The following is a 24,252-nucleotide window of genomic DNA, read 5'->3' as shown; positions in this document are numbered from 1 at the left end:
CCCGGCCAGAACCGTTTTCAGGATCAGAGCGTGCCCTTGGCGGCAGCGTCCATGTAGGTGGTGGTGAAGCGGAACTTCACATTGGCCTTGTCACCGAGCACCGAGCCGTCCGGCATTTCAATGCCGATGGCATCGGCTGACTTCGCGCCATTGCCAAGCAGGCCCTTTTCGAACAGGAAGTTGCGAACAAGATCCATGGTCTTCGGCAGTTGCGGCGACGCGGTGAAGGCTTCGGCGTCTGCCGCCTTGTCGAAGAGCTTGGTGGCGGCAAGCTGCGCATCAAAGCCTGCGAGATCGGTGCCGGAGGCCTTGCCCATTTCGGTGCGGGCCGTCTTTGCAGCCTCATCACCAGCCATCATCGCCTTCATCGTGTCATACCAGATGCCAGCCAGCGCCTTGCCGAAATCCGGATTGTCCTTCAGCACGGCCGTATTGGCAGCCATCAGATCGAGGATTTCACCGGGGATTTGCGAGCTATCGAAAACCTTATGGGCTGTCGGTTCTTCCAGAATGGAGGACACGAGCGGGTTCCAGGTGACGACTGAGGTTACATCCGGGGTCTTGTAGGCAGCGACCATATCGGCGTCGGAGGTGTTGACGACCTTCACGTCCTTTTCGGTCATGCCGATGCTTTCGAGTGCGCGGACCAGAAGATATTCCGAGACCGAGAACTCGACCAGATTGACATTCTGTCCCTTGATATCGGCAAGCTTGTCCTTGTCTTTGAGGATCACGGCATCATTGCCGTTGGAAAAGTCGCCAACGATGACGGCAGTCGTGTCGACGCCACCGGCGGCAGGGATGGAAAGACCATCCATGTTGGTCAGCGTTACGGCATCATAGGCACCAGCGGTAAACTGGTTCATGGATTCGACATAGTCGTTGAACTGGGTGACATCGATCTTGATACCGTATTTGTCAGCCCATTTTTTCACAATGCCATGGTCGTTTGCATAGCCCCAGGGCATCCAGCCGACATAGATCGACCAGGCGACCTTGAACTCTTTCTTTGCGGCGGCATCTGCAGGGCCGAAGGCGGCCAGTGCGAGCGATGCGGAAAGAGCGGTGATGGACAAGAATTTTTTGAAAGTCTGCATTGGTATTCCCCTTTTGTCATTTCCAAAAAGGGATCGGCATAGACCAACGCCGCCAATCCCTTGGCTAACGAGGTCTCCCGGGCTTTTGTCCCGCCGTGCACTCACCAGGATGCGTCCCTGGCGGTGGCAGCTCTCGGACCAGCATGTTCATGATGAACACCGGAACCCTAGCCGCCAACTCTGAAACAATCAAAGCAATATGCGTGCCAGATGATAATATGATTTAGAATCAATGATTTGAATTTTTCAGCGTTACAGGTGGAATCTCCGGTTTGCCCGTCTGTTGTGCGGAACGCCCATTTTTTGCTCTGCAGCACCCGCTTATTTGACCGGACGATCCGGGAGCGAATTCGGTGAAATGACGGCCTGTTGCGTGGTCAAGCAGGTCCGATGATCGGCAAGGGCGCTGTAACATTACAGCGCCGTGCGTTTTATAAAACGCGCAAAGCTCGGTCTGTAATCTGGAAATCTGATGACGCCTATGACGCCTATGACGCCATCAGGTGAGCAGAAAGTTTGCAGCGGAACCACCACAAGCAACAGTTTTCCACCAGGGGTCAACCAGCATTTCAACAATTCGCCGCATAAATGTGTCTAGCGATAGCCTTGCCTGCAAATGGTCCGAAAATTTGCGACAAAACCGAGTTTGCCGGGTATTTCCGCCCGGGCATGAATCAGTCAGAAGATGCAGTCATCACGATCCGAGGCCCTTAACCGGCAAATTTTTAGCAAGAAACCCATCACTCTCACTCTTGAACAAGAGTGGCGTCCGTGTGTTGAAGATCATTCTCTATGATAATGGCAGTGCGCTCATAATGTTGTTGAAGCAGGTCAACAGCATTCATCACATCGCGATCCAGAACAGCTTTCAGGATACGCGTGTGCTCATCACTGACCTTGCGCTCGCGAAAAGCCTTGCGGATGGACAGAGCACGATAGCGAAACAGCCGATCGGCAAGCTGTTCGCAAAAGCCGATCAGCGGGCGTGAGCCGCATCGGCCAATCAATAGCGCATGAAAAGCCCGGTGCCGCCGCTCCCATTCCGGGTTATCCTCGAAATGGTCGGGGTTGAGAGAGCGCGGCGTGCGCTCCAGCCGGTGATGGGCCACCAGCAATTCCTCTTCCCAATTGGGCGTGGTGTTGGCCATGGATTCGCGCAGTGCCAACCCCTCGACCCAACAGCGGGTCTTGGTCAGTTCGCGCAACTCTTCCAGACTAATCGGTTTGACAAAGAAGCCACGCTGTTCCTTGCCGATCACCAGTTCTTCCGTGGACAGCCGATTAAGCGCCTCCCGCAACGGGGTCTGACCTGCCTCATATTGCTGCATCAGAAAGCGCAATTGCAACTTGCGACCCGGCTCAAGCACCGTGGACAGGATATCCGCTTTCAGCCGCTCATAGATGCTGGTTGCCAGCGTTGCCGGGCTTTCCGCCCCTTTGTTGATGAGTTCGACGTCCATGAAAATCCCGCTGATCACACTTGGTTATTTATATACACAATCGCCGAACAAATAAAATTTATAAATTTTATCTTTACGAGCGAAATTTTGTATATTACCACTATCCCCAAGTGATGGAGGATAGGATGGCTGAAACAGGGAGGATGCCGCGACTGTACCGGCGCGGCTGCGGATGTACGGGCATTGATGTTCACTGCCATGTGGTGCCGTCCAGCTTTCCAGCGGCACCCGGCGGCAAAGCGTTAAAAGGCTGGCCGTCCATGACCGAAGTGGTGGACTGCCACGCAACCGTGGTGATCGATGACAAGCCATACCGCACCATCAGTGACGCCTGCTGGGTGGCAGAGCGCCGCATTGAAGAGATGGATAAGGCTGGCATTCAGATTCAGGCGCTGTCGCCCATGCCAGAGCTGTTTGGCTATTGGATCGAGGCAGAAGCCGCCGACCATTTGACCCGCCATGTCAATGACGTGATTGCCGCTTTGGTCAATGAGGGTCGTGGACGCTTTATCGGCCTCGGCGGTGTGCCGCTTCAGGATATCGACCGCTCCATTGCAGAACTGCACCGCATTATGCAGCTTGGCTTTCGAGGTGTGGAAATCGGCAGCAATATCAATGGTGTTGCCATCGGCGATCCGCGCTTTCATCCGTTCTTTGCAGAGGCTGAAAAGCTGGGGGCTGCCGTTTTTGTTCATGCCGTGCGGCCTGCGGGCATGGACCGGCTGGTTGGCCCTGCGCCTTTGCAGCAGGTTTTGGCCTACCCAACCGATGTCGGACTTGCAGCAGCATCCGTGATTACCGGCAATCTTTTGTCGCTGTTTCCAGCATTGCGGATTGCCTTCAGCCATGGCGGCGGCACGCTGGCATCGCTTCTGCCTCGGCTGGAGCAGGGATATTCAACATTTCCGGCCCTCAAGGAGGCGCTGGTTGAGCCGCCATCCGTGCAGGCACGCCGTCTCTATGCCGATACGCTGGTGTTTGATGTCGAGACTTTGAAAAGAGTTGTCTCGGTCTTCGGCACCGACAAGGTGATGATCGGCACCGATTACCCCTTCAATTTTCGAGATAAAACACCCTTGTCCAGTATCGAGGCCGCCTTTGCCGATGCGGACATACGGGAGCGTCTGACCTTTGCCAATGCGCTGACGTTCCTGGCTCTTGAGGAGACGACAAATGCGTGAATTCCCCATTACTGCCCTGCGCAGCGTAGAGCTGTCCACGCCCGATCTTGCCGGATCTGTTGCATTTTACACTGAGGTCTGGGGCCTCACCGTTGCGGCGGAAAGCGACGGCAAGGTCTATCTCGCCGCCACCGGCGATGATTTTCATGTGCTGGAGCTGAAGGCTGGCGACAAGGCGGAGCTTCGCAAGGTCACCTTCCGAGCTGCTTCTTCAGAGCATCTGGCAGCTCTTTTCGACAAATGCCAGGCCGCTGGCTGCACCGTGATGCGCCCGCTTGGCCCAGCCGACGCCCCCTCGGGCGGGCAACGGTTTGTGGTGCGTGAACCGCAAGGCTGCGTGATCGAATTTGTGCATGGCGACCTGCGCAAAGAAGGCAAGGCTGTTGCCAATCAGGTGCAGCGATTGGCGCATGTGAATATCAACAGCAGCCAGATTGAGGCGCTCTCCACCTTCTATCAGGATGCGCTCGGTTTTCAGTTGACCGACCGCTCAAAAATGATGGCCTTCCTGCGCTGCAATGATGACCACCATGCCGTGGTGCTGGCCGAAGCCTCGGTGAATGGCCTCAACCACATTGCCTTTTTGATGCCGGATCTCGAATCCGTCATGCGTGGCTCGGGCCGCGTGGTGGATCATGGTCATTCAATTGGCTGGGGTGTTGGGCGACATGGTCCCGGCGACAATGTCTTTGCCTATTTTGTCGACCCCACCGGCGTGGTGGTGGAATACACCGCCGAGGTCTTGCAGGTGGATGACACTTACCGCTTCAAAGGCCCGGATGAATGGGTCTGGCCCCCCGGTCGCACCGATCACTGGGGCATTGCGCCGCCCAAGAGCGAGGCTTGCAAAAAAGCCCAGCTTTCCGTCGGCTTTGCCGGTGTCTGATCCTTATCCTTTGCAGAGGCATTTTCCGTGAACACGAAACACGAAATTACAAACCGTTATGATGTCCTGATTGTGGGATTTGGTCCGGCTGGTGCTGTGGCAGCAAGCATGTTCGGGCAACGCGGCCATTCCGTGCTGGTCATTGACCGCATGACCGGCATTTATGAAAAGCCCCGCGCCATTGCCATTGACCACGAAATCCTGCGGCATTTTGACAATATGGGCATTGCCGAGGATGTGCTGCCCTTTGTGGCACCCTTCACGGCGTCCCAGCATTATGGCGCGCAAGGCCAGCTCATTCGCCGAATTGATATGGTGCCTGAGCCTTATCCGCTCGGCTACACGCCAAGCATGGTCTTTACCCAGCCGCCGGTAGAGCAGGTGCTGCGCCGTCATGCGGACAGTCTGGACACGGTGACCATTGAACTTGGCACAGAACTGATTGACCTCACCGACACCGGCCATGAGGTAGTTGCAACGCTACGCAGCAGCGAGGGCGAAGTGCGCAATGTGGCGGCAAAATACGCCATCGGCTGTGATGGTGCTTCCAGCACCGTGCGCCAGCTTGCTGGTATCGTGCTGGAAGATCTGGTGTTTGACGAGCCATGGCTGGTGGTGGATGTGCAGGTGCACGATGCAGCGCTTGAAAAACTGCCGCAAACCTCGGCGCAATTTTGCAATCCGGCCCGCCCGACCAGCTTTATCATTGGCCCAAAAAACCACCGCCGCTGGGAAATCATGCTGCTGCCGGGCGAAGACGGTCGCGAGATGGAAAATCCGGAGAATGTCTGGCAGCTTCTCTCCCCCTGGCTGGCACCCGAAGATGGCGATTTGTGGCGCGCGGCGTCCTATCGCTTCCACGCGCTTGTCGCCCACGACTGGCGGCGCGGGCGGGTGATCATTGCAGGCGATGCGGCCCATCAGCAACCGCCTTTCATTGGGCAGGGCATGTGTCAGGGCCTTCGCGATGTGTCCAACCTCGTCTGGCGACTGGACCGCATTCTCAAAGGTCAGTCCTCGGATGCCCTGCTGGAAAGCTATACCACGGAGCGCAAGCGTCATGTCCGCACCCTGACCGGCAAGATCAAGGCCATTGGGCAGATGATTTGTGAGCGCGACCCGAGTGTTGCTGCCGAGCGCGATGCCCGCATTCTGAGCGAAGGCGGCGGCCAGCCGCCGACCATCACCCGCCAGGAAATCGTGCCGCCGATCGAGGAAGGCCTGATTGGTGCAGAAGGCGCGCCGGGCCGTGGCCTGCTATTTCCGCAACCAGCCATTCTTGCCTATGGAGAAACGGTGCTGCTCGACCGCGTGATCGGCCATGACTGGCGGCTGCTACTGGATGGTCGAAAAGTGTCTTCGGACGACGCGCAAGCACTGGCGCAAACCGCTCAAGGCATCACAGTCTGCACGATTGCTGCTGCTGGTTCAGCCGATGTCAGCGACGGCGTGATGCATGAAAAGGACGGCGTACTCGCCAACTGGTTTGATCGCCACGGCACCATCGCAGCTCTTGTGCGGCCCGATCACTATGTCTTTGCCGGAGCTGCGGACATCCCAACCCTTCGTCAACATTTAGACGACCTGCAAACGCGCCTCGCTTGAGAGGCGTGACACCACTTCACCTTGTCATCCATCGGTTCTGGGAGGAAATCATGACCGAAACAACACCGGGCACTTTAAGACCTTATATGGTCCTGCTGATGCTTTTTCTGTTCCAGACGTTGAATTTCTTCGACAAGCTCGTCTTTGGTCTTTCTGCCGTGCCGATGATGAAGGAACTGGGCATTACCCCCCAGCAATTCGGTCTGATCGGCAGCAGTTTCTTCCTGTTGTTCTCCATTTCCGGCGTGCTTGTCGGGCTATTTGTGATTGGTCGCATTCCCGTCAAATGGATTTTGGTCATCCTCGCCCTGATCTGGTCGGTGTCACAGATTCCGATCTTCTTCAGCAGCTCCATCACCGTTCTGATCGGTTGCCGTATTCTGCTCGGTCTTGGTGAAGGCCCCGGCCTGCCAACGGCGTTGCATGCCTGCCAAAACTGGTTTCACCCACAAAAGCGCAGCGTGCCGAGCGCCATTGTCGTGCAAGGCATCAGCGTTGGCCTTTTGGCGGGTGGCCCGATCCTCACCTATATCATCGTCAACCACGGCTGGCGCTCTGGCTTCCTGTTTTGTGGCGTGATTGGTCTGGTGTGGATTGCCTGCTGGTTGATGGTGGGTGGCGAAGGCCCCTATGCCAAGGAAAGCCACAAAGAGACAGGTCTGAGCGATCAAGCGCCTGTGCCTGCCCGCAATCTCTGGCTCGACCCGACTGTCATCGGTGTGATCATCATGTCCACCATGTCCTATTGGATTGTCGGCATGTCGGCCACATGGCTTCCGCCCTTCCTGCAACAGGGGCTTGGCTATTCGCAGAGCCAGACCGGCTCGATCATTTCGGCGGTCTATATCTTCCAATCGCCGCTTCTGCTGCTTGGCTCCTGGGTTGCCCAACGCATGCTGCAAAAAGGCGTCAGCAAACGCACAGCCCTTGGCAGTGCCTCCGGCTATGCCCTGTTGTTCGCTGGACTGGCACTGGTTGGCTCGGTCTACACCAGCGGTCCCTTGCAGCTGGCGCTGGTGGCCATTGCCTTTGCAGCACCGAGCCTGACGACGATTTATGGCCCGATCACGCTGGGTGCCGTTGCACCTGCGGTTCAGCGCGGACGTCTGATTGTGGTGATCTATTCTGCCAACGCCATTTCGGGCCTCGCCTCCAATGCCGTCACTGGCATGATTGTACAGGCCGCAGGCCCGGAGCACCTCACTCAAGGCTATGACAATGCCATGCTGTTTACTGCTGGCATTCTGCTGATCGGCGCGGTCTCTGCCTTCGCCCTGATTTTCCCGGAACGCACCATCGCGCGCTTTGGCCAACTCACCCGTTTTTCCACACGCACACAGGAAGCCTGAAGGCTTCTTCCTTCTCATGACAGGAGACGCATAATGAGATTATCCACCGTCAGCATTGCCGGAAAAACCACTTGGGGCATCGTTAAAGGCGATGAATTTCTGGATGTCGGCACCGTTCTCAAAACCCGTTACGCCGACCTCAAAGCCGCTGTGACCGCAGGTCTTGATGGCGTGGCCGAGGCTGCGGCCTCCGCTGTCGCCACACCGCTGGATGCCGTCACATGGTTGCCGGTGATTGGCAATCCAGACAAAATCCTCTGCGTCGGGCTGAACTATGAAATGCACCGCAAGGAAACCGGGCGTTCCGAGGTGGAAAACCCCACCATTTTTGCCCGTTATGCCAATAGCCAAACCGGCCATCTTCAGCCCATCATCCGGCCCAAAGTGTCCACAGACCTCGATTACGAAGGCGAACTGGCGGTGATCATCGGCAAGCCAGGTCGCTATATCTCACAAGAAGATGCCATGAGCCATGTGGCCGGCTATGCTTGCTACAATGATGGCAGCATACGCGACTTTCAGCGCCACACCCACCAGTTCACACCGGGCAAGAACTTCCCCGATACGGGTGCATTCGGACCATGGATGATGACACCGGACGAATTGGGACCGCTTGACGATCTGCGTCTGCAAACGCGCCTGAACGGCACGGTCGTGCAAGAAGCCACCTTTGGGCAGATGATTTTCGATATTGCCCGCCAGATCGAATATTGCTCGACCTTCACCCGGCTCGAAGCTGGCGACGTGATCGTCAGCGGAACCCCCGGTGGCGTTGGCGCAAAGCGCACTCCGCCACTGTGGATGAAACCCGGCGATATCGTTGAAGTGGAAATCGACAAGCTCGGCATCCTGCGTAATCCAATTGAGGATGAGGCCGCTTAACGCGGCTCTACGCCCTCCGTCCGTTAAGAGTTCGGGTTTCAGTTTTTGACTGGAACCCGATATGGATCCGTCGCAAATTTTTGAAATGATCGCCGGTGTGGCTATCGCCGGGCGCAGTTATGCAGCGAGTGCAGCAAATTGCTAAAAGGCGGAGGGGTCTACTGTTTGGAATTTGCCCTTTCTGATCATATCGGCGACCTCGATTCCATCCAATCTAGCCGATGCTGATAAAAGCATTTGAAGCCCCTCATCGGTAGCGTCAGCTTCTTGATAAATCGATGATCCTGCTCAATGATGTTGTTGAGATATTTGATCTGGATAATCTCGATCAGCCGGAACCAGGCGTGGAACAGCAACAACCAGTTCATGTTTTGCAATCCGGCAAGGTTGGCACCGTTCTGTAGAGATAGGTCTACTTAACCTTGATCTTGATGCACGTCGCGTCCATTCGCCACGCGCTGTTGGTCGTTGATTTCCGCCAATGGGCATCACGGGCTATCAGGGGTGAATATTTCACACCCCATCTGTTCAATGTCGCATGATCGACTTTGAGGCCGCGCTCCGTCATAATCTCTTCCAGCTCACGATACGAAACGGCATATCGGATGTAGAAAAACACCGCGTACAAAATCACGTCTTCGGGTAATGGCTGCCTTTGAAACTGATCATACGCGCAAAGCTCGGTCTGTAATCTGGAAATCTGATGACACCTATGACGCCCTCAGGTGAGCAGAAGGATTGCAGAGGAACCTTTATGAAATGATGGCCAATCCGCACTGACCTGCTATCGGCTTTCGCTCAACAATCTTGGCAAGGAGCTTGCCGAGACTTTGCTGGCCTTTGGAGCTTGCTCCCGGCGAAAGCGACAGTTTTCGCGTGGAGCCACAACGCACGTTTTAGATATTTTCAGCGGTGAAAGACACCGCAAACTTAAAAGCTGAGGCGGCAGATTCATTGATAAAATCTGCCAGCCTCGAAACACTACTAACCTGCCCGAATTCACAAACAAACTAGCACATGTTCTATGCTTAGAGGATGCTTACGTTCTCGGCCTTGGACTTGCCGGTTTTACGGTCTTGGCCGATTTCGAAGCTAACCTTGTCGCCATCTCTGAGCGAAGAACCCTGCGGCAAAGCAGAGATGTGAACGAACACATCCGTGCCGCCATTTTCGGGGGTGATGAAGCCAAAGCCCTTTTCATCATTGAAAAACTTAACCGTACCGGTCGCCATTTTAGTTCCTTTTAGATCTCGCGGCATGTTCGCGCGCGGCGGCAACCTACAACGAGAGTCGCCACCAATCAACGTATGCGATGCCATTTCCCTCAATCCGGGCCTTCTAAATCAGATTATGGCCGTAAAAATTGTTGGTGTTGCTCTATAGCTCTTCGCTTTTTTTCAGACTCGGGTATCAGGTTGGTGCAAAGAACACGCTCTTTTTCAAATGATCGAACAGATCGATCTCAATGACAGCGAATGACATGGCATCGACACGCAGAGTTCTATTTTTACAAGGGCCAACCAGTGCGTTCTGGCGCGATCTGGCCAATGCACTTGAAAAAAACGGACACAGCACTTTCAAAATTCATGTCGCTTTGGGAGATCAGCTCTGGTGGTTTCGAAGGGGAGGAGTCAGTTATCGCGGTCGCTTTTCACGCTGGGCCGCGTTCCTGAGAAATTTCATGCTCAAGAACAAGATCACCGATGTCCTGTATTATGCAGACCGTCAGCCCTATCACGTTGTGGCTCAGGATGTGTGTCGCGAGCTTGGCGTGAATGCCATCGCCATCGAAAATGGCTATTTGCGGCCCGACTGGATCACCTTTGAACGATGGGGCATGGGCGTCTTCTCCTTCTTCCCGGCCAGGCCCGACGATATTCGCGCATTGGCCAAAACCTGCCCGGACGTTGATCTGGAAACCCGCTATCGCCATGGGTTTGCATGGGAAATATTCAATGAAATCATGTATCATGGTTTCAACTATCTCTACCGACCGCTATTTCCCTTCTACAAATCCGGCCGCTATTACGATCTTTTTGCCGAAAACTTCACGGGGCTTTACCACCTGTTTGGCAAGGCAGAACGCAATGCGCAGGCAAATGCCATCACTGACGATTTGATCCGCGAAGGTCACGATTTTTTTGTCGTCGCGTTGCAGCTTCAGGGCGACAAACAAATAAAAGACAATTCGCCCTTTCGCCACCTTGGCGAAATGATTGATCTCGTTGTTGCCTCTTTTGCGACCCATGCGGCGACTGAAGCAAAGCTGGTTTTCAAGCAGCACCCGCATGACAATGGCGGGGAGAATTGGCCTGCACGGATTGCAAAAGCCGCCCAAACCCATGGTATCGGTGATCGGGTTGTCTGCATCGATGGTGGCGATCTCTATGCCATGTTGAGAGTGGCCAAAGGCTGTGTGACAGTCAACTCGACTGTTGGTCTTCACGCTCTTCGCGTCGATTGTCCCATGAAAGTGTTGGGAATCGCAATTTACGACATTCCCGGCATGACCCATCAGGCAGGTCTCGACACGTTCTGGCAAGCGCCGGAGGCAATCGATACCAGCCTGCGTGATGATTTTATCAAGCTTCTGGCCGCAACAATCCAGATAAAAGGCAGTTTTTACGACAAGCAGGGCAGGGAGGCTGCCATCAAAACCATCATTCAAAGACTGGAAGATGATCTGATTGCCCTGCCAGATGCGGAATCTGCCGCTCGAGCCCGCATGAAAAAGGCAAAGGACATCGGCGTGTTCGACAAGACACGGCGAGATAAGCGCTTCTGAGCCTCAGGCTTTATTCGTGGCTGGGCGGCGCTTCATGGCCAAGCAGATCCGCATAGGCCTCCTCAAACCAGCCAATTCTGTGCTCAAAAGCGCCCAGAAGTTGCTCCTCGCGAATTTGATGAGCCGTTGCTTGCAGGCCGGCACAGATTTCATTGTCTTCCCGCATGATTTTTTTGGCGAAAAAGGCAACAATAGGCGGCATGAAGCGATCGACCATCGGGCGCAAAGCAATGCTCATGCGCGTCTTGGCCTCATCAAAAAGGGTGGGGTATAGCCAGCTTTCCACCATGGTTCTGCTGGGCGAGAGCGCTCTATAGCGTATTGCGCTGGCATACCAATGGTTGACGCCAAATATATCCTTGGCATCATAGCAGGAAATCAAGAAATTCGGGAAAATATTGACGATCATATAGTGCCTTGGCTGAAACGTCTTGTCGGCGCAGGCTGCCGAGACTTCAGAAAGCGAGACCGTCTCAGAGGTGTGAAAAAACGCACTGTGGCGCCCAAACCGGAAATACTGCACGGTTTCCGGCTTGAGATAACCATTTTTACCAAATGTATCGGGATGGACGGCCACCGGATGGTAATCGTCAAGGCTGATGTGATGCAGAAATTTCCAATGGGTTGGCACATCCTGCTCAAAGCGGTAAGGCTTGATGCGTGGTGAGCCAAGGGCGGCAATCAACCCATAACCGTCGCCAAGAAATTCCGCCAATGTTTCCTGATGGGTGGGATTGGGAAAACGCGCGAAAATCAACTCGCCGCAGGTTTCGACCTCCAGCGTGGTGAGCCTTTTGCAAACCTCGCGCGGTTTGCCGCCAAACAGAGCAATACTCTTGGGGATGCCGATGGCCTCGCCGCTCATATTGAAGCGCCAATGATGGAAACCACAGACGATAGGACCATTGCCTTTTTTGGCATTGCGCAGGGGATAAAATCGATGGGCGCATTTGTTCTCAAAGGCAACAATACGGTCCTCATCGCGCTGGACGAAGATTGAATATTGTCCAAGCGTGGTGGTGAACCAGTCGCCGGTCTTTGGAATGTCGGACAGATACCCAACCAGGTTCCAGACTTTTGAAATCTGCTCCTGCTCATGATCGAACGCTTGCTTGGAAACAGCGGCGGCGACCCAGGTGGCGGTATTTCCGTGAGAGTGTTGCTGCAAATGAAACCGCCTGCCTATTGCTTACCGCATCGCGGTAAATTGCTTGAATATAAGATTTATATTCCACCAAAAGAACACCAATTTCCAGAGACAAGTTCCATCGAAGTGTGATTGTCCAGCCGTGTATTGTTCGCGCCACGGTCCCAACCGGTTTATCAGTAAAAGTTGATCAAGATTGATGTTCTGAAATGACAATGCCCATTGATCCCATTATAGAGAGCATGAATTGGTCCTGGCGCAAATGGGCGCGGCAAAGCATTTGTTCGGTGTCTCAATGTATTTTGGCTTATACAATCCCGCTCCGGTCATTGAAAATCGGGGTGACGATTTTTTCGAAGCGGCGCATCCGCTGCCTTTGAAAAAAGACCCCAATATCATGAAGATTGTGCTGGGCGCACGCTATAGCCTGATTGGCAATTGGGTTGAGGAATATTATCAGTCAGGCCTCGACACCTTCAAGATTCTCGGACGGCAAGTGGTATTTGCCAATACGCCCGAGAGCGTCAAATATGTCTTTGCCACAAAGCACGACAATTATGAGCGAAAGAGCCCGCAGATGCGGCGGGCTCTGGAGTTGCTTCTGGGCGATGGGCTTTTCATCAGCGATGGCGCAACGTGGCAAAGGCGGCGGCCTTTGGTGGCCGATATTGTCGCAAAGAAGCGCCTGCCTGAATTTGCCCCCAGCATGGAAGCGGTTGCACTTGCGCTGGCCGAGCGCTGGCGGGCGTTGCCCGATGGTCATGAATTTGAGATGGTTGGCGAAATGGCAGAATTGACGGCTGAAATCATCAGCCGTGCGGTGTTTGGCCGCAATCTGGGTGCCGCCGCCGCACGCCAGGTCATTGATGGCTTTACCCTTTATCAAAAGACAATCGACAGCTTCAATCTGGGATATTTCCTCGGCAACGACGAGGGGAGCGCGCTGCGTCTGACACCCGCCCGCCGCACAGCTATTCATCAGGTGCATAAGGTGATTGAGGATGTGGTCAACGCCCACCTCGAAGGAAGCGGCGATGCGGGCTCGATGGTTGACCTGTTGGTGAAGCGCAATAAGCGCAACCCCGAACTTGGGCTTGATGTGACGGCACTGCGCAATGAGGCGGCAACCATTTTCATGGCCGGTCATGAAACAACGGCCACCACGCTGACCTGGATATGGTATCTTCTGGCCAATTCACCTTGGGTCGAAGAGGCGCTGCACGAAGAATTGCACCGCGTGTGTGGTGATCGGCCCGCAACCTTGGCTGATCTCGATCAGCTTGACTGGTGTCAGGCCATTGTCATGGAAGCCATGCGGCTTTATCCGCCAGTGCCCTTACTGCCCCGGCAGGCAAAAGAGGCGGATATGATCGAGGATATCCCGGTTGAAAAGGGGGCTTTGATCATGATTGCGCCCTGGCTGCTTCATCGGGCCAAAGATCTTTGGGATCGGCCGACCCATTTCATGCCTGAGCGCTTTTTAAACGGCGCCAAGCCTGAGCCTTACTCCTATATCCCCTTTTCTGCGGGGCCACGCATTTGCCCCGGCATGAATTTCGGACTGGCGGAAGCCGTCTTGTGCCTTGCCATTCTGGCGCAAAATTTCAAAGTGCGTATCCGTAAGGGCTATAAAGTGACACCCGTTTGCAGATTGACCTTGCGGCCCGAGGGCGGCCTGCCTGTGACCGTCGTGCGGCGTTAGACGCTGTCAGGTTCAGATTGAACCTGACAGCGTCTAACATTCTTTGTTTTCGTTTGTCTCTTCGGGAAAACCGGATTCCACTTTTCCCTGACAAACTCTAAAAAGAGAGATTTCATGAAGAGTTTCGCGCAAAAAGCAACGGAAGCGTGGGAGCGGGGTGCCTATAATCTGATGCGCCGCCTGCCCGTCGATATGAGTTCGGATCTTGGCAGTTTTCTGGTGCGCACCAATGTGCGTTTCAATCGGCCAGAAATTCTTGCCGGTGCCCGTCGCAATCTCGCCATCCATCGGCCCGATTGGACACCTGAGCAGATCGAGGCTGGCGTTCAAACCTTTCTCGATAATGTCGGCAGATTCATGGGGGAATTTGCCGCTCTCCCCCGAATTAAAAGTATGGGACGCGCCTCTGTCGAGGGTGTCGATCATATTTTGCCCTATTTTGGCAAAAGGCCGCTTCTTGCACTGCCACTGCACATCAGCAATTGGGAGGCGTCGGGTGCCTGTCTGCAAACTGTCGGCTTGAAATTTGCCACCTTCTATGACCCGCCAGCCAGTGCGGTGCAGAGGGAAATCGCCATCAACACGCGTGAAACGCTGGGCTTTCAATTGCTGACACCGGATCGCAAAGGGCTTCAAGAAGCGATGCGGCTGTTGGAGGACAATAAAGCGGTCGCCATTTTCCCCGATGAGGCACGGCAGGGCCGTTCCATGGCTCCCCTGTTCGGGCGCGCCCCTCACACCAAGGGAAACCTTGCCATCGCCGCCAAACTGGCACGCAAATACAATTGCGCCATTTCAGTTACCTATATTGAGCGCAAAGAAAAATGCCGCTTCGTGATGCATTGGTGCCCCGTGCACGAAATGCCGGACGCATCAACGTCCACCCCGCTCGATGATGTGGCCTTTCTCAACGGACTGATTGAGCCTGTTATTAAAGCCAATATCGAGCGGTGGTATTTTCTGGACGACGCAATCGATCCGATTGAGTGAGTCTTATAAATTTTCAGTGTCAGGCGCGCTTTATCGCGTCCACACACGCATCGACAGCCGCATCGATCTGCTCTTCCGTGTGGGTCTGATTGATAAAGAAACGAAGTCTTGCCGATTTTTCGGGTACACCCGGCGGCAAGACAGGGAAGGCGTTGAAGCCGTTTTGCAACAGACGCTCAGCGCAGCGCAATGTTTTGACGGTATCACCGATCAAAACCGGGATAATGCCGATGCCCCAGCTTTTGCCGAGATCCAGACCGCTTGCTTCGGCGCGATCAAAAAAGCGGCGCGAGAGACTTGCAAGCCGTTGCACACGCTGCGGCTCTCTCAACATAATGTCGATTGCCACTTTTGACGCAACAGCGGCACCTGCCGGCATGCCCACACTGTAAACGAAGCCAGGCGCATTGTGCTTGAGAATGTCGATGATCAAGCTGTTCGCGGCAACATAGCCGCCGCAACTCACCAGACTTTTTGACAATGTTCCCAACCACATATCGACGCCTTTGGGCGACACATTCTGATGTTCAAAAATGCCGCGGCCGGTTGCGCCGAGCACGCCGAGCCCATGGGCATCATCAATCATCAAAATCGCATCATATCGGGTCTTGATGTCAATGAGCTTTTGAAGATCGGGGCCATCGCCATCCATGGAGAACAGGCCCTCACTGACAATAAGCACACGTTCGAAACTGTCCCGTTCATCTTCGAGAATACGCTCAAGCGCTGCAAGATCGTTGTGCGGAAAGAAGCGCCGAACCGCACCAGAAAGCTGCGCGCCAACCACAATACAATTGTGAATGAGCGCATCATGAATGATGATGTCTTTCGGCCCCATCAGCGTCGCGAGGGTGGAAACAGCCGTCGCATGGCCGGACACATAGGCAATACAATCATCCGTCTCATAAATGCGAGCCAGCGAAAGCTCCAGATCGCGGTGAACATCGCGCTCGCCAGCGCTAATTCTGCTGGCAGAAACGGATGTGCCGAGACGCTGGTTGGCTTCGGCCACAGCCTCCAGAATCTCGGGATGACCATTGAGACCGAGGTAATCATAGGAGGCAAAATTGACGAGATCCTTGCCTTCGATTTTTGATGTTGCACCCGCTTTTTGCTGGTGCTGATGATAATAGGGATCCTTGATCTGCAACAAAGCGGCAAATTCTCGCTGCATTTTCATCTGCTGGAACAGAGGATGGGTTTCAAAACCGCTGCTGCGAGGTTTCGCGACCTTCTTTGCAACAGCCCCGGTTTTTGCTTCGGGCTTGTGCGTCCGCATGGAGTTCATGATCTGGTCAAAAGCCTGATCGCTGATCGGCGCATCGTATTCTGAACTCATTCCGCTGCTCCCAGACGTGATGTCGATTTGATATGGGCTTTGATCCTGGCAATCTCTTCGGTGCTTGCGCTGTCGGTCACATGCATTTCCGTCATGCGCATGGCATCATCAAGTTCAAGGTCTTCATCTTCGCTGCTGCCAAGATCGACCCCCATATGATGCAAGACCATGGCCGCCACATCACTAAGGCGGCGATTGTTAATGCCCACGAGCGGAACCTGCACACCCGCCAGCCGTTCAATGCCGAGCTGAAGTTCGAGCGCCATCAGCGAATCCAGACCCAATTCACCCATCTGCCTGTCGCTATCAATCTGGCTTTCCGGCATGCGCAGAATTTGAGCGACCTCACGACGCATGATCTTGATCACGATCCCCAGCGCCTTTTCGGGCGTCTCACCGGCAATGGCGGTTGCGATATCGTCTCCCGATTCAACACCTTCTTGCGCGCGAACCAGACCAAGACCCGCATAGGTCGGGCTGTTGATCAAGGCGAGCTTTCCGGCAGCCTCGCTTGGCGAGATATTGCTGTAGAACTGGATCGGTGCCGCAGCGTTGCCAAGAGCCAAAAGGCGGCCAAGCTGCGCCAGCGCTTCCGATGCGCGAATGCCCACAACGCCGGTGGTCCGACGAAGGCGATCGGCAAGGCTCTTGTCGCGCGCGATAATGCCCGCATCGGAAATTGCACCCCAGCCAATGGCAAGGCCAGGCTTTCCAAGTGCGCGGCGCTTTTCCATGAACCCTTCAAGGAAAGCATTGGCGGCCACATAGGCACCTTGGCCCGGACTGCCAATCACGGTGGTTGCCGACGAATAGACCACGAAGAAATCGAGATCGACATCGGAAAGAGCAGCATCCAGATTAAGCACGCCATCAACCTTGGCACCCAGCACACCGCGCAACCGCTCGGATGTCAGGCCCGAGATCAGACCATCATCAAGCGCAACAGCAGTGTGAATCACACCACGGATTTCGCCGTGCCGGGAGCGTACCGTGTTGACAAATGCATTGACGGCACCTGCATCGCGAACATCAAGCGCCATGGTGATGACTTCAACGCCCTGGGCGCGCATATCATTTACTTGCGGCAGCAACTCAGGCTCGACCACGCCGCGCCGCGAGGCCAGCACGAGTTTGGTTGCACCCTTTTTGGCCAGCCAGCGGGCCGTGGCAAAGCCAAAGCCGCCAGCACCGCCAATCACCACATAGGTTCCCGGCTTTACTGTGAACACCAGTTGATCAACATCGTCACGCGCCGCCGCAGGTGGGCGCACAACAATTTTACCAATATGTTCGGAGCCTTGAAGGGCACGGAATGCACGGCCCACTTCAAAGCCTTCAAGCACCTGATAGGTGAGGGGCACCAGTTCACGACGGCTGAAGGCCTCAGAAATCTTCGCCAGCATGGACTCAACCAGACCGCGATCGTGGCCAAGCAATTCATCCAGATCGACGCCTGAATATTGCAGATTGCGAACAAATGGCCGCAGCCCAAGCGGGGTATTTTCAAGGAAGTCGCGCTTGCCGAGTTCAATAAAGCGGCCAAACGGCTTCATCAGCTTGAAGCTTTCAAGCATGCCCTTGCCCGCCAAAGAGTTGAGCACGACATCCACACCGCCATATTCAGAGCGAATGGCGTCTGCAAACCGCTCCTGACGGCTATCAAACAACAGGTCAGCACCCGCCACACGCGCAATGCGCTGGCGCATCGGGCTGGACGCGGTTGTGAAAATGCGAGCGCCAATGTTGCGGGCAATCTGGATGGCCGCCTGACCAACACCGCCAGCCCCGCCATGGATCAGAACATCTTCGCCTTTCTTCAAATGCGCGCGCTCGACCAATGCATACCAGGCCGTCACGAACGCAACCGGAATGGTGGCGGCGGCTTCGAGACTGATGCCCTCAGGTGCCTGATGGAAATACCATGCAGGCGTAATGACATGAGAGGTAAATGCATCTTTGGCAAAGCCCATCACAGGATCGCCAACCTTGAAGCGCGAGACACCGGGGCCAATGCGCGACACTCTTCCAGAGCACTCAAAGCCAAGCGACGCTGCGGTCAGACCGGCACCAAGCAGATCGTCATCCAAAATGCCCAGACCAACCAGCACGTCACGGAAATTCAAACCAACGGCAGCAACCTGAACCTCGATTTCGCCAACCGCCAGTTCGCGCCGTTCCGCAACCGTCCAGACAAAACTGTCTAGGCGACCGGGATATTCAAAGCGCAGAACACTGCGATTGTTCTCTTGCAACGCCTTCGGCGGCATGATCCCTCGGCGCACACGCAAGACGGATGCACCGTTTCCATCAATCTGCCACTCCCTCTCGGGTCCGGGTACAGCGATCACCTTGGCAATGACCTCGATATCCGCGCCGGGCAACAGGTGAATGAGGCGCAAGTCGATATTTGGATATTCATTGATTGCGACGCGAACGAAGCCTTGGATGGCGCGTTCCAGCCCGGATTTTGTCTGCGTATCGGCGGTCATTGCCTCTGTCAGCACAAAAAGCCGAACGGTTTTGCCAGACGCTTCGATACATTCCAAAATCGCGCGCAGGTATTCGATGCGATGCGCCAATTCATCGAGAGCATTATGTTCGGTAGCGTGCGGCGCAAGAATCAAGGTCAAGGCTTCATCGGCGCCAGTCTGATCCAGCCAGCCAAGCAGTGCCTCTTGCGGCTCCGACCCAGTTGCAATGGTTTCGATGAATTGCAGGAAGTCTGCCGCAAGAGAGGCCTGCCCCTGATCGACAACCAGAGCAATTCTGCCGACATCAGAGAGATTTTCGAGAACCGCCTTGTCAAATTCACGAACGGGTGCGCGGCCAAACACGATATTGCCCTGGCCATCATCCGTTGCGCAGCTATCGATATTTTCAACGCCGATTTTGCGCAGCTGGCGTTTCACCGCCTCCACCGACGGCGTGCGCCCGGCAACCTCGCCGCTCGACATTGGCTCAAGCCACGGGCTCCACAAACCACGAAGCATGTCGAGAGTGGAATCTGTTCCCGGTGCGGCAATGACGATGGGGGCCGCGGTTTTCATCAGGCCAAGGGCCTGCGTGAACAGGCCACGATCATCACCAGCAACCAGCGAGGCGGCAAAGCTGACAAGAACGTCGAATGCCACCGGCTGCTCTTCGATTTCATCCTTCAAAACAAGACGGTTGATCAACGAATCCGCGCGGAATTCCTGCCGTTGTGCATCAATGTCGGCGGCCGTCTTGCTACAGAATGTCACTTCAATCCGGCCAGCATCTGCAAGCTCGGCAAGCGCCTTGGCAAGGCCCGGACCAAAAGGCTCCAGAGCCAACACACGCAAGGGCTGGCTGCTTGCGCCAGCAAGTTGCGTCAAAACATCCGCAAGCGCACGCACTGCCGGTGCGGCGAGGCATGTCTCGGATTCAAACCGCTGAAGCAGCCATGAGGTGGCTGCTGGCTGTTGACCCGTGCGGATAAATCGCTCGGCATGTTCCAGCGCATCGGCAGCAAGCCGGATTTCCATATTGGCAGCCGGAAAGCGATTGATAAGCGTGGCAAGCAAAGCATGGGGCGATGGTAGCCCCATTGCCAGAGCCATATCTTTGCCATCCTCAGAATCGGAGGTTGTGACGAATTCGGACAGAACCTGATTAAGCGCGGTCAGATAATGCACCGCTTCTGGCACGATATGACCCGATTTTACAAAATCTTCAGGAGAGCCTTCCGCACCATCCTGGGCCAGATTGCGCAAAATGGTTTGGGCCAGAGACACACAGAACGCGCGGGTGAGCAGCCAAGGTGCTGCCTCTGTCACAGGCCGCGCTTTCATGCTGGCCTGAACGGCTGCAAATGACGCGGACAGATCGGGGCGCTGAAGAGCGACAATTTCCGTGCGGAAAGTGCGATCCGGTATGGTCGCCCGCGACAGATAGACAGCGCGCAACACCACCGCATCAACAGAAGCAACCAGCGCACCTGTGGCGCTGAACAAGGACACCGCCACCGTCTTGAAACGTTCGGTCTCGTTGGTCAAAAGAGTAATCGAGCGGCAGATGGCAACACCCGGCTCCCAAACCCGAACATTGCGGATGCGAACCGGCATGTAAGCCTTGGTTTCACCGTCTTTTTGCGGACGCGAGATGAACAAGCCATGCAGGGCGGCATCAAAAGAAATTGGATGCAGCATATAATCAAGGCTGTGTTCCGGCACAGCATCCGGCGTTGACAGGCGTGAATCCGTGGTCACGTCATCGCGCTCAATGCTTTCAACCCGGCGGAATTTGGGTCCATATTCCAATCCGGCGCGGGTGGCTTCTTCATAGACCTCCGCGTGGGAATTGCGGATGATCTGATCGGCCACGGGTGGCAGAAGTGCTTCCGCCTTGCGCGACGACAGCGTTGCGATGGTGCCGCGCGCGTGCAAAATCCAATCTTCGCTGTTGGTGGAAAACCGCTTGCGGCTCCAGATCTCAACACCCTGAGATTGATCTGCCCAGATGGTCGACACTTCACGGATTTCGCCCGGCATGATGGCCAGCGCCTTGAAAACGTCGAGCTCGCTCACCTCAAACGGCTTGTCGCCATAGATCTCGCGCCCGACCTGCAAGGCCATTTCAACAAGGCCGGAGGCTGGAACAACCACCGCGCCATCGACCTGATGATCCTCGAGAAACGGCAGAATTGCCGGATCAAGCAGGCTCCGCCATTCTGGCGAACCCGACGCCATGCGATCGCCCAAAAGGGCATGGCGTTTGGGTGCCTTGGTCATTTTGCCAAACGCCAGCAAACCTTCCGACGTGCCACCCAGCGTGAAGTCGTTGCGCTGCATCGGATAGGGCGGGATTGAAACCCGGCTTGGGCGCTTTGTGCCAAAGGCCGCTTCCATTGAAAAGCTCATGCCCATGGCGATAAAACGGGAAATCAATTGCATGATCGGATCAGCGTCGGCCTGATCCTTGTCAGACAGCGTGCTCATGAACTGGCTGTCGGTGGCGTGAGCGCGCAGGGTGTCCTTGATCGGACCGGAGAGAATAGGCTTTGGTCCAATTTCCACGAAGCAATGGATATGCCGCTCCAAAGCCTTTTCCGTGGCGAGACGGAACTGCACAGGATTGCGAATGTTCTGCCACCAATAATGGCCGGTCAGTTGTTCGCCGTCGATTTCCGCGCCAACAACCGTGGACAGGAAGGGAATGGATGACGGGCCTGCCACAATGCCCGTGAGATCCTTGACAAGATCGTCTTGATACGGATCCAGCGCTGAGGAGTGGAATGGATATTGAATATCCAGTTTTACCGTGGCGATTTTGTTTTTGCTGCATTCCTTGGCAAGACGCAAAAGCGCCTCGCTCGGCCCAGAAACCGTGAGCGAATTTGGACCGTTGATCGCAGCAATCTCGACGCCGTTGATCGCCGATTGCTCCAGCAGGTCGGCAACTCGTGTCTCCGTTGTCGCCACCACCAGCATGGTGCCGTGGCCACGCACATGCTCCTGATGGTGACTGCGCAGATAGATAACCTTGACAGCCTCTTTGCGGCTCAGCGCGCCGCAGGCTTCGGCGGCGGCAACTTCGCCCATGCTGTGGCCAAACACCACGTCCGGCTTTATGCCAAAGCGCGCCAAAGTCGTCACCAACGCCGACTGGATAGCGTAAATCAGCGGCTGGCTGATTGATGTCAGGGCCAGCCGCTCCGGCTCCACGCCATGTTCAATGGTTTCCGCAATGGACCAGCCGGACAATGGTTTGAAAATCTGATCGATCTCCAGAATTTCCTCGCGAAAGATCCTGGATTTTTTATAGGCCAGCTGGCCCATTTCCCGAAACTGACAGCCATTGCCGGTAAAGACGAAAGCAGCCGGCGATTTTTCCCACGTCGCAGCGGTAGCAACTCCACGCTGAACGGGCATATCTTCGGCAACAGCCTGGAGGCTTGCAGAGACCGCAGCCGGGGTCGAAATCGGCACCACAAGACGATGAGGCAGAAGATCGCGCCTGTGGCCAAGGGCACTGGCAACATCTTCAACCCTCGCACCATTGGCCAGAACCTGCGAAATTTGAGCGGATCTGATTTTAAGTGCTTCTTTGGTGGCCGCCGAAATCGCAATCACCTGCGGCGCATCTGCCTTGGAATGCTCCATCCTGGCGTGGTCAGCAACCGATACGTCCTTCAAGGCAGGATCACCCTCGGCAACCACCACATGCGCATTGGTGCCGCCGAAGCCATAATTGCAAATCCCGGCAATGAGGCGCTCTTGGCCCGATTGCCGCTCGAGCTTTACGTCTTGCTGGGCGACCGCCAAATTCATATCGGCAAACGGGATTGCATCATTGAGCCGCTCGCTGAACACCGAACGCGGCAGCAAATGGTTTTGCAAAGACAGGCAGGATTTCAACAACCCGACCAGGCCGGACACACATTCCAGATGCCCGACATTTGATTTCGCAGAACCAATTGGCAGGGGACGGCTGCGGTGTATGCCCAGCGCTTCGCCAATGGCACGAGCCTCAATCGGGTCTCCCGCTTTTGTGCCGGTGCCGTGGGCTTCAACAAAGGCCAGCTTGTCTGGATGCAGACCGAGATCCGCATAGAGAGACTGCAAAAGATGCTTCTGACCATCCATGGATGGCAACGAAATGCCGGGCGTGTAGCCGTCCGAATTGGCGCTGGAGCCGAGCAGGATGCCGCGAACCGCATTTCCTTCCGATCGCGCATCCTTCAGGCGGCGCAAAACCACGACCACCGCACCTTCGGAGCGAACATAGCCGTCTGCCTCTTCCGAAAACGGTCGGCAACGCCCGGTTGGCGACAGCATATGCGCTTGAGAAAAGCCAACGAATGGAGCAGGCGACAGCAGCAAATTGACCCCGCCAACAATGGCAAGATCAATCCGTCCATCATTCAGCGCCGCCATCGCTTCGTTCAAGGCAACAAAAGATGATGAACAGGCCGAATCCACTGTAAAGCTGGGACCGCGCAAATCGAAGGCATGCGACAGACGATTGGACAGGATAGACAGGGAATTCCCCGTCATATAGTGACTTTCCATCAAGGATGGATCTTGGGTCGCACTGCTTTGATAGTCAACATTCGAGGCACCGATGTAAACGCCAACATTTTGACCACTGAGGGACGAAACGGGGATATTTGCATCTTCCAGCGCACTCCAGGTCACTTCCAGCAGCATGCGCTGCTGAGGATCCATCTGGCGGGCTTCCCGGTGGGAAATGCCAAAAAGGGCAGGGTCAAATGCAAAGGGATCGGCCAGGTAGCCACCGGCAAAGGTATAGGCAAATCCGGGTTGCGGCTCTCCCGGCCTGAGAAAGCGCCCCACACTCCAGCGGCCTTTTGGCGTATCACTGACCGTGTTACGGCCGCTCTTCAAGACGTTCCAGAAGGATGCGACGTCCGAGGCACCGGGTAATCTTGCGCCCGCTCCAACGACCGCAACCTCACCCACAACGGACATGTTCCCCAAATCCTTCATTATCAAACGCCTTTAACTCGAACTCGATTATTGTGGTGCCACAAACCCACAGGATACACAGCGGTATATAGGCCGCTCCGCAACACAATGAACAGCGTGGTTCCCCCGAGCCAATGTTACAGTGTTGCAAAACAGTATTTTAAGATGTTCAGCCGCAAATGTCACGCAACCACCACCTCACTGCCATATACGTCGCAAGACCACTCATATTAAACCATCAAAAAATAGCAATCACTTCATATTATTTGTGACGGTTGTTGCGGCTGCGACGATACCGACGGGGCTTGCGACGATGTTTATGAACTTTGAGAAGTCGACGGATGGGTGACGGGACGCATAGATGACGTCGCGGTTTTTGAC

General features: G+C 55.2%; 14 protein-coding genes, 1 pseudogene and 1 riboswitch. Of the genes and pseudogenes, 8 read left to right on the top strand and 7 right to left on the bottom strand.

From position 1 onward, the window contains the following. Positions 1 to 23: 23 nt before the first annotated feature. Both E6C51_RS11630 and E6C51_RS11625 read right to left on the bottom strand, forming a co-directional pair. Positions 24 to 1,097, bottom strand: a complete 1,074-nt coding sequence (locus tag E6C51_RS11630; RefSeq protein ID WP_146938009.1) for a putative urea ABC transporter substrate-binding protein — start codon at positions 1,095 to 1,097, stop codon at positions 24 to 26. A 72-nt stretch (positions 1,098 to 1,169) separates the two neighbouring features. Continuing rightward, positions 1,170 to 1,279: riboswitch (guanidine-I (ykkC/yxkD leader) on the bottom strand. Positions 1,280 to 1,843: 564 nt separating this feature from the next. After that, positions 1,844 to 2,557, bottom strand: coding sequence for a GntR family transcriptional regulator (locus tag E6C51_RS11625; RefSeq protein ID WP_190236058.1), 714 nt, complete (start codon positions 2,555 to 2,557; stop codon positions 1,844 to 1,846). Between the two features lie 125 nt (positions 2,558 to 2,682). Here E6C51_RS11625 and E6C51_RS11620 point away from each other — a divergent pair, with 125 nt between their 5' ends. From E6C51_RS11620 to E6C51_RS11600, 5 genes are read left to right on the top strand one after another with little or no spacing between them, the layout of a single operon-like run. Continuing rightward, on the top strand, positions 2,683 to 3,738 hold the full coding sequence (locus tag E6C51_RS11620; protein WP_210234997.1) for an amidohydrolase family protein: 1,056 nt from the start codon (positions 2,683 to 2,685) through the stop codon (positions 3,736 to 3,738). Further along, positions 3,731 to 4,624 (top strand): VOC family protein, encoded by an 894-nt coding sequence (locus E6C51_RS11615; RefSeq protein ID WP_190236057.1) that lies wholly within the window; start codon positions 3,731 to 3,733, stop codon positions 4,622 to 4,624. Before E6C51_RS11620 ends, E6C51_RS11615 begins: the two co-directional genes overlap by 8 nt. A 27-nt stretch (positions 4,625 to 4,651) precedes the next feature. Beyond that, the gene (locus E6C51_RS11610) at positions 4,652 to 6,229 is read left to right on the top strand and encodes a bifunctional 3-(3-hydroxy-phenyl)propionate/3-hydroxycinnamic acid hydroxylase (protein WP_190236056.1); all 1,578 of its coding nucleotides are present in this window, start codon (positions 4,652 to 4,654) and stop codon (positions 6,227 to 6,229) included. A gap of 50 nt (positions 6,230 to 6,279) precedes the next feature. Then, positions 6,280 to 7,578, top strand: coding sequence for an MFS transporter (locus E6C51_RS11605; RefSeq protein ID WP_190236055.1), 1,299 nt, complete (start codon positions 6,280 to 6,282; stop codon positions 7,576 to 7,578). Between the two features lie 33 nt (positions 7,579 to 7,611). Continuing rightward, positions 7,612 to 8,460 (top strand): fumarylacetoacetate hydrolase family protein, encoded by an 849-nt coding sequence (locus tag E6C51_RS11600; RefSeq protein WP_190236054.1) that lies wholly within the window; start codon positions 7,612 to 7,614, stop codon positions 8,458 to 8,460. A 141-nt stretch (positions 8,461 to 8,601) separates the two neighbouring features. Here the strand turns inward: E6C51_RS11600 and E6C51_RS11595 are convergent. Both E6C51_RS11595 and E6C51_RS11590 read right to left on the bottom strand, forming a co-directional pair. Next, positions 8,602 to 9,129, bottom strand: a pseudogene (locus E6C51_RS11595) (DDE-type integrase/transposase/recombinase). A gap of 359 nt (positions 9,130 to 9,488) precedes the next feature. Then, positions 9,489 to 9,692, bottom strand: a complete 204-nt coding sequence (locus E6C51_RS11590) for a cold-shock protein (RefSeq protein ID WP_146938025.1) — start codon at positions 9,690 to 9,692, stop codon at positions 9,489 to 9,491. 449 nt (positions 9,693 to 10,141) lie between these two features. Between E6C51_RS11590 and E6C51_RS11585 the strand changes: the two genes are divergently transcribed. Next, entirely contained in the window at positions 10,142 to 11,245 is a 1,104-nt protein-coding gene (locus E6C51_RS11585) for a capsular biosynthesis protein (protein ID WP_190236053.1), read from the top strand. 10 nt (positions 11,246 to 11,255) lie between these two features. On the opposite strand, the gene E6C51_RS11580 is transcribed toward E6C51_RS11585, so the two are convergent. After that, the gene (locus E6C51_RS11580; RefSeq protein ID WP_146937997.1) at positions 11,256 to 12,413 is read right to left on the bottom strand and encodes an aromatic ring-hydroxylating oxygenase subunit alpha; all 1,158 of its coding nucleotides are present in this window, start codon (positions 12,411 to 12,413) and stop codon (positions 11,256 to 11,258) included. A gap of 274 nt (positions 12,414 to 12,687) precedes the next feature. On the opposite strand from E6C51_RS11580, the gene E6C51_RS11575 reads away from it, so the two are divergent. Then, positions 12,688 to 14,094, top strand: coding sequence for a cytochrome P450 (locus tag E6C51_RS11575; protein ID WP_190236052.1), 1,407 nt, complete (start codon positions 12,688 to 12,690; stop codon positions 14,092 to 14,094). 114 nt (positions 14,095 to 14,208) lie between these two features. After that, positions 14,209 to 15,084 (top strand): lysophospholipid acyltransferase family protein, encoded by an 876-nt coding sequence (locus E6C51_RS11570; RefSeq protein WP_190236051.1) that lies wholly within the window; start codon positions 14,209 to 14,211, stop codon positions 15,082 to 15,084. A 19-nt stretch (positions 15,085 to 15,103) separates the two neighbouring features. Here E6C51_RS11570 and E6C51_RS11565 read toward each other — a convergent pair whose 3' ends face one another. Together E6C51_RS11565 and E6C51_RS11560 are read right to left on the bottom strand one after the other, a co-directional pair. Further along, complete coding sequence (locus E6C51_RS11565; protein ID WP_190236050.1) at positions 15,104 to 16,423, bottom strand: aminotransferase class I/II-fold pyridoxal phosphate-dependent enzyme; 1,320 nt, start codon at positions 16,421 to 16,423, stop codon at positions 15,104 to 15,106. Next, the gene (locus E6C51_RS11560; protein WP_190236049.1) at positions 16,420 to 23,874 is read right to left on the bottom strand and encodes a type I polyketide synthase; all 7,455 of its coding nucleotides are present in this window, start codon (positions 23,872 to 23,874) and stop codon (positions 16,420 to 16,422) included. Before E6C51_RS11560 ends, E6C51_RS11565 begins: the two co-directional genes overlap by 4 nt. Between the last annotated feature and the right edge of the window lie 378 nt (positions 23,875 to 24,252).

It is taken from the genome of Gillisella terrae, from assembly GCF_004801395.1.
Taxonomy (GTDB): domain Bacteria; phylum Pseudomonadota; class Alphaproteobacteria; order Rhizobiales; family Rhizobiaceae; genus Allorhizobium; species Allorhizobium terrae.
The sequence above is the reverse complement of the archived record's forward strand: the minus strand, read 5'-3'. Positions and strand labels throughout refer to the sequence as shown.

What these genes read in the sequence shown, in the direction of transcription:
- E6C51_RS11630 (WP_146938009.1), bottom strand. Translation starts at nt 1,097, where the DNA reads ATGCAGACTTTCAAAAAATTCTTGTCCATCACCGCTCTTTCCGCATCG.
- E6C51_RS11625 (WP_190236058.1), bottom strand. Translation starts at nt 2,557, where the DNA reads ATGGACGTCGAACTCATCAACAAAGGGGCGGAAAGCCCGGCAACGCTG.
- E6C51_RS11620 (WP_210234997.1), top strand. Translation starts at nt 2,683, where the DNA reads ATGGCTGAAACAGGGAGGATGCCGCGACTGTACCGGCGCGGCTGCGGA.
- E6C51_RS11615 (WP_190236057.1), top strand. Translation starts at nt 3,731, where the DNA reads ATGCGTGAATTCCCCATTACTGCCCTGCGCAGCGTAGAGCTGTCCACG.
- E6C51_RS11605 (WP_190236055.1), top strand. Translation starts at nt 6,280, where the DNA reads ATGACCGAAACAACACCGGGCACTTTAAGACCTTATATGGTCCTGCTG.
- E6C51_RS11600 (WP_190236054.1), top strand. Translation starts at nt 7,612, where the DNA reads ATGAGATTATCCACCGTCAGCATTGCCGGAAAAACCACTTGGGGCATC.
- E6C51_RS11590 (WP_146938025.1), bottom strand. Translation starts at nt 9,692, where the DNA reads ATGGCGACCGGTACGGTTAAGTTTTTCAATGATGAAAAGGGCTTTGGC.
- E6C51_RS11585 (WP_190236053.1), top strand. Translation starts at nt 10,142, where the DNA reads ATGCTCAAGAACAAGATCACCGATGTCCTGTATTATGCAGACCGTCAG.
- E6C51_RS11575 (WP_190236052.1), top strand. Translation starts at nt 12,688, where the DNA reads ATGTATTTTGGCTTATACAATCCCGCTCCGGTCATTGAAAATCGGGGT.
- E6C51_RS11570 (WP_190236051.1), top strand. Translation starts at nt 14,209, where the DNA reads ATGAAGAGTTTCGCGCAAAAAGCAACGGAAGCGTGGGAGCGGGGTGCC.
- E6C51_RS11565 (WP_190236050.1), bottom strand. Translation starts at nt 16,423, where the DNA reads ATGAGTTCAGAATACGATGCGCCGATCAGCGATCAGGCTTTTGACCAG.
- E6C51_RS11560 (WP_190236049.1), bottom strand. Translation starts at nt 23,874, where the DNA reads ATGTCCGTTGTGGGTGAGGTTGCGGTCGTTGGAGCGGGCGCAAGATTA.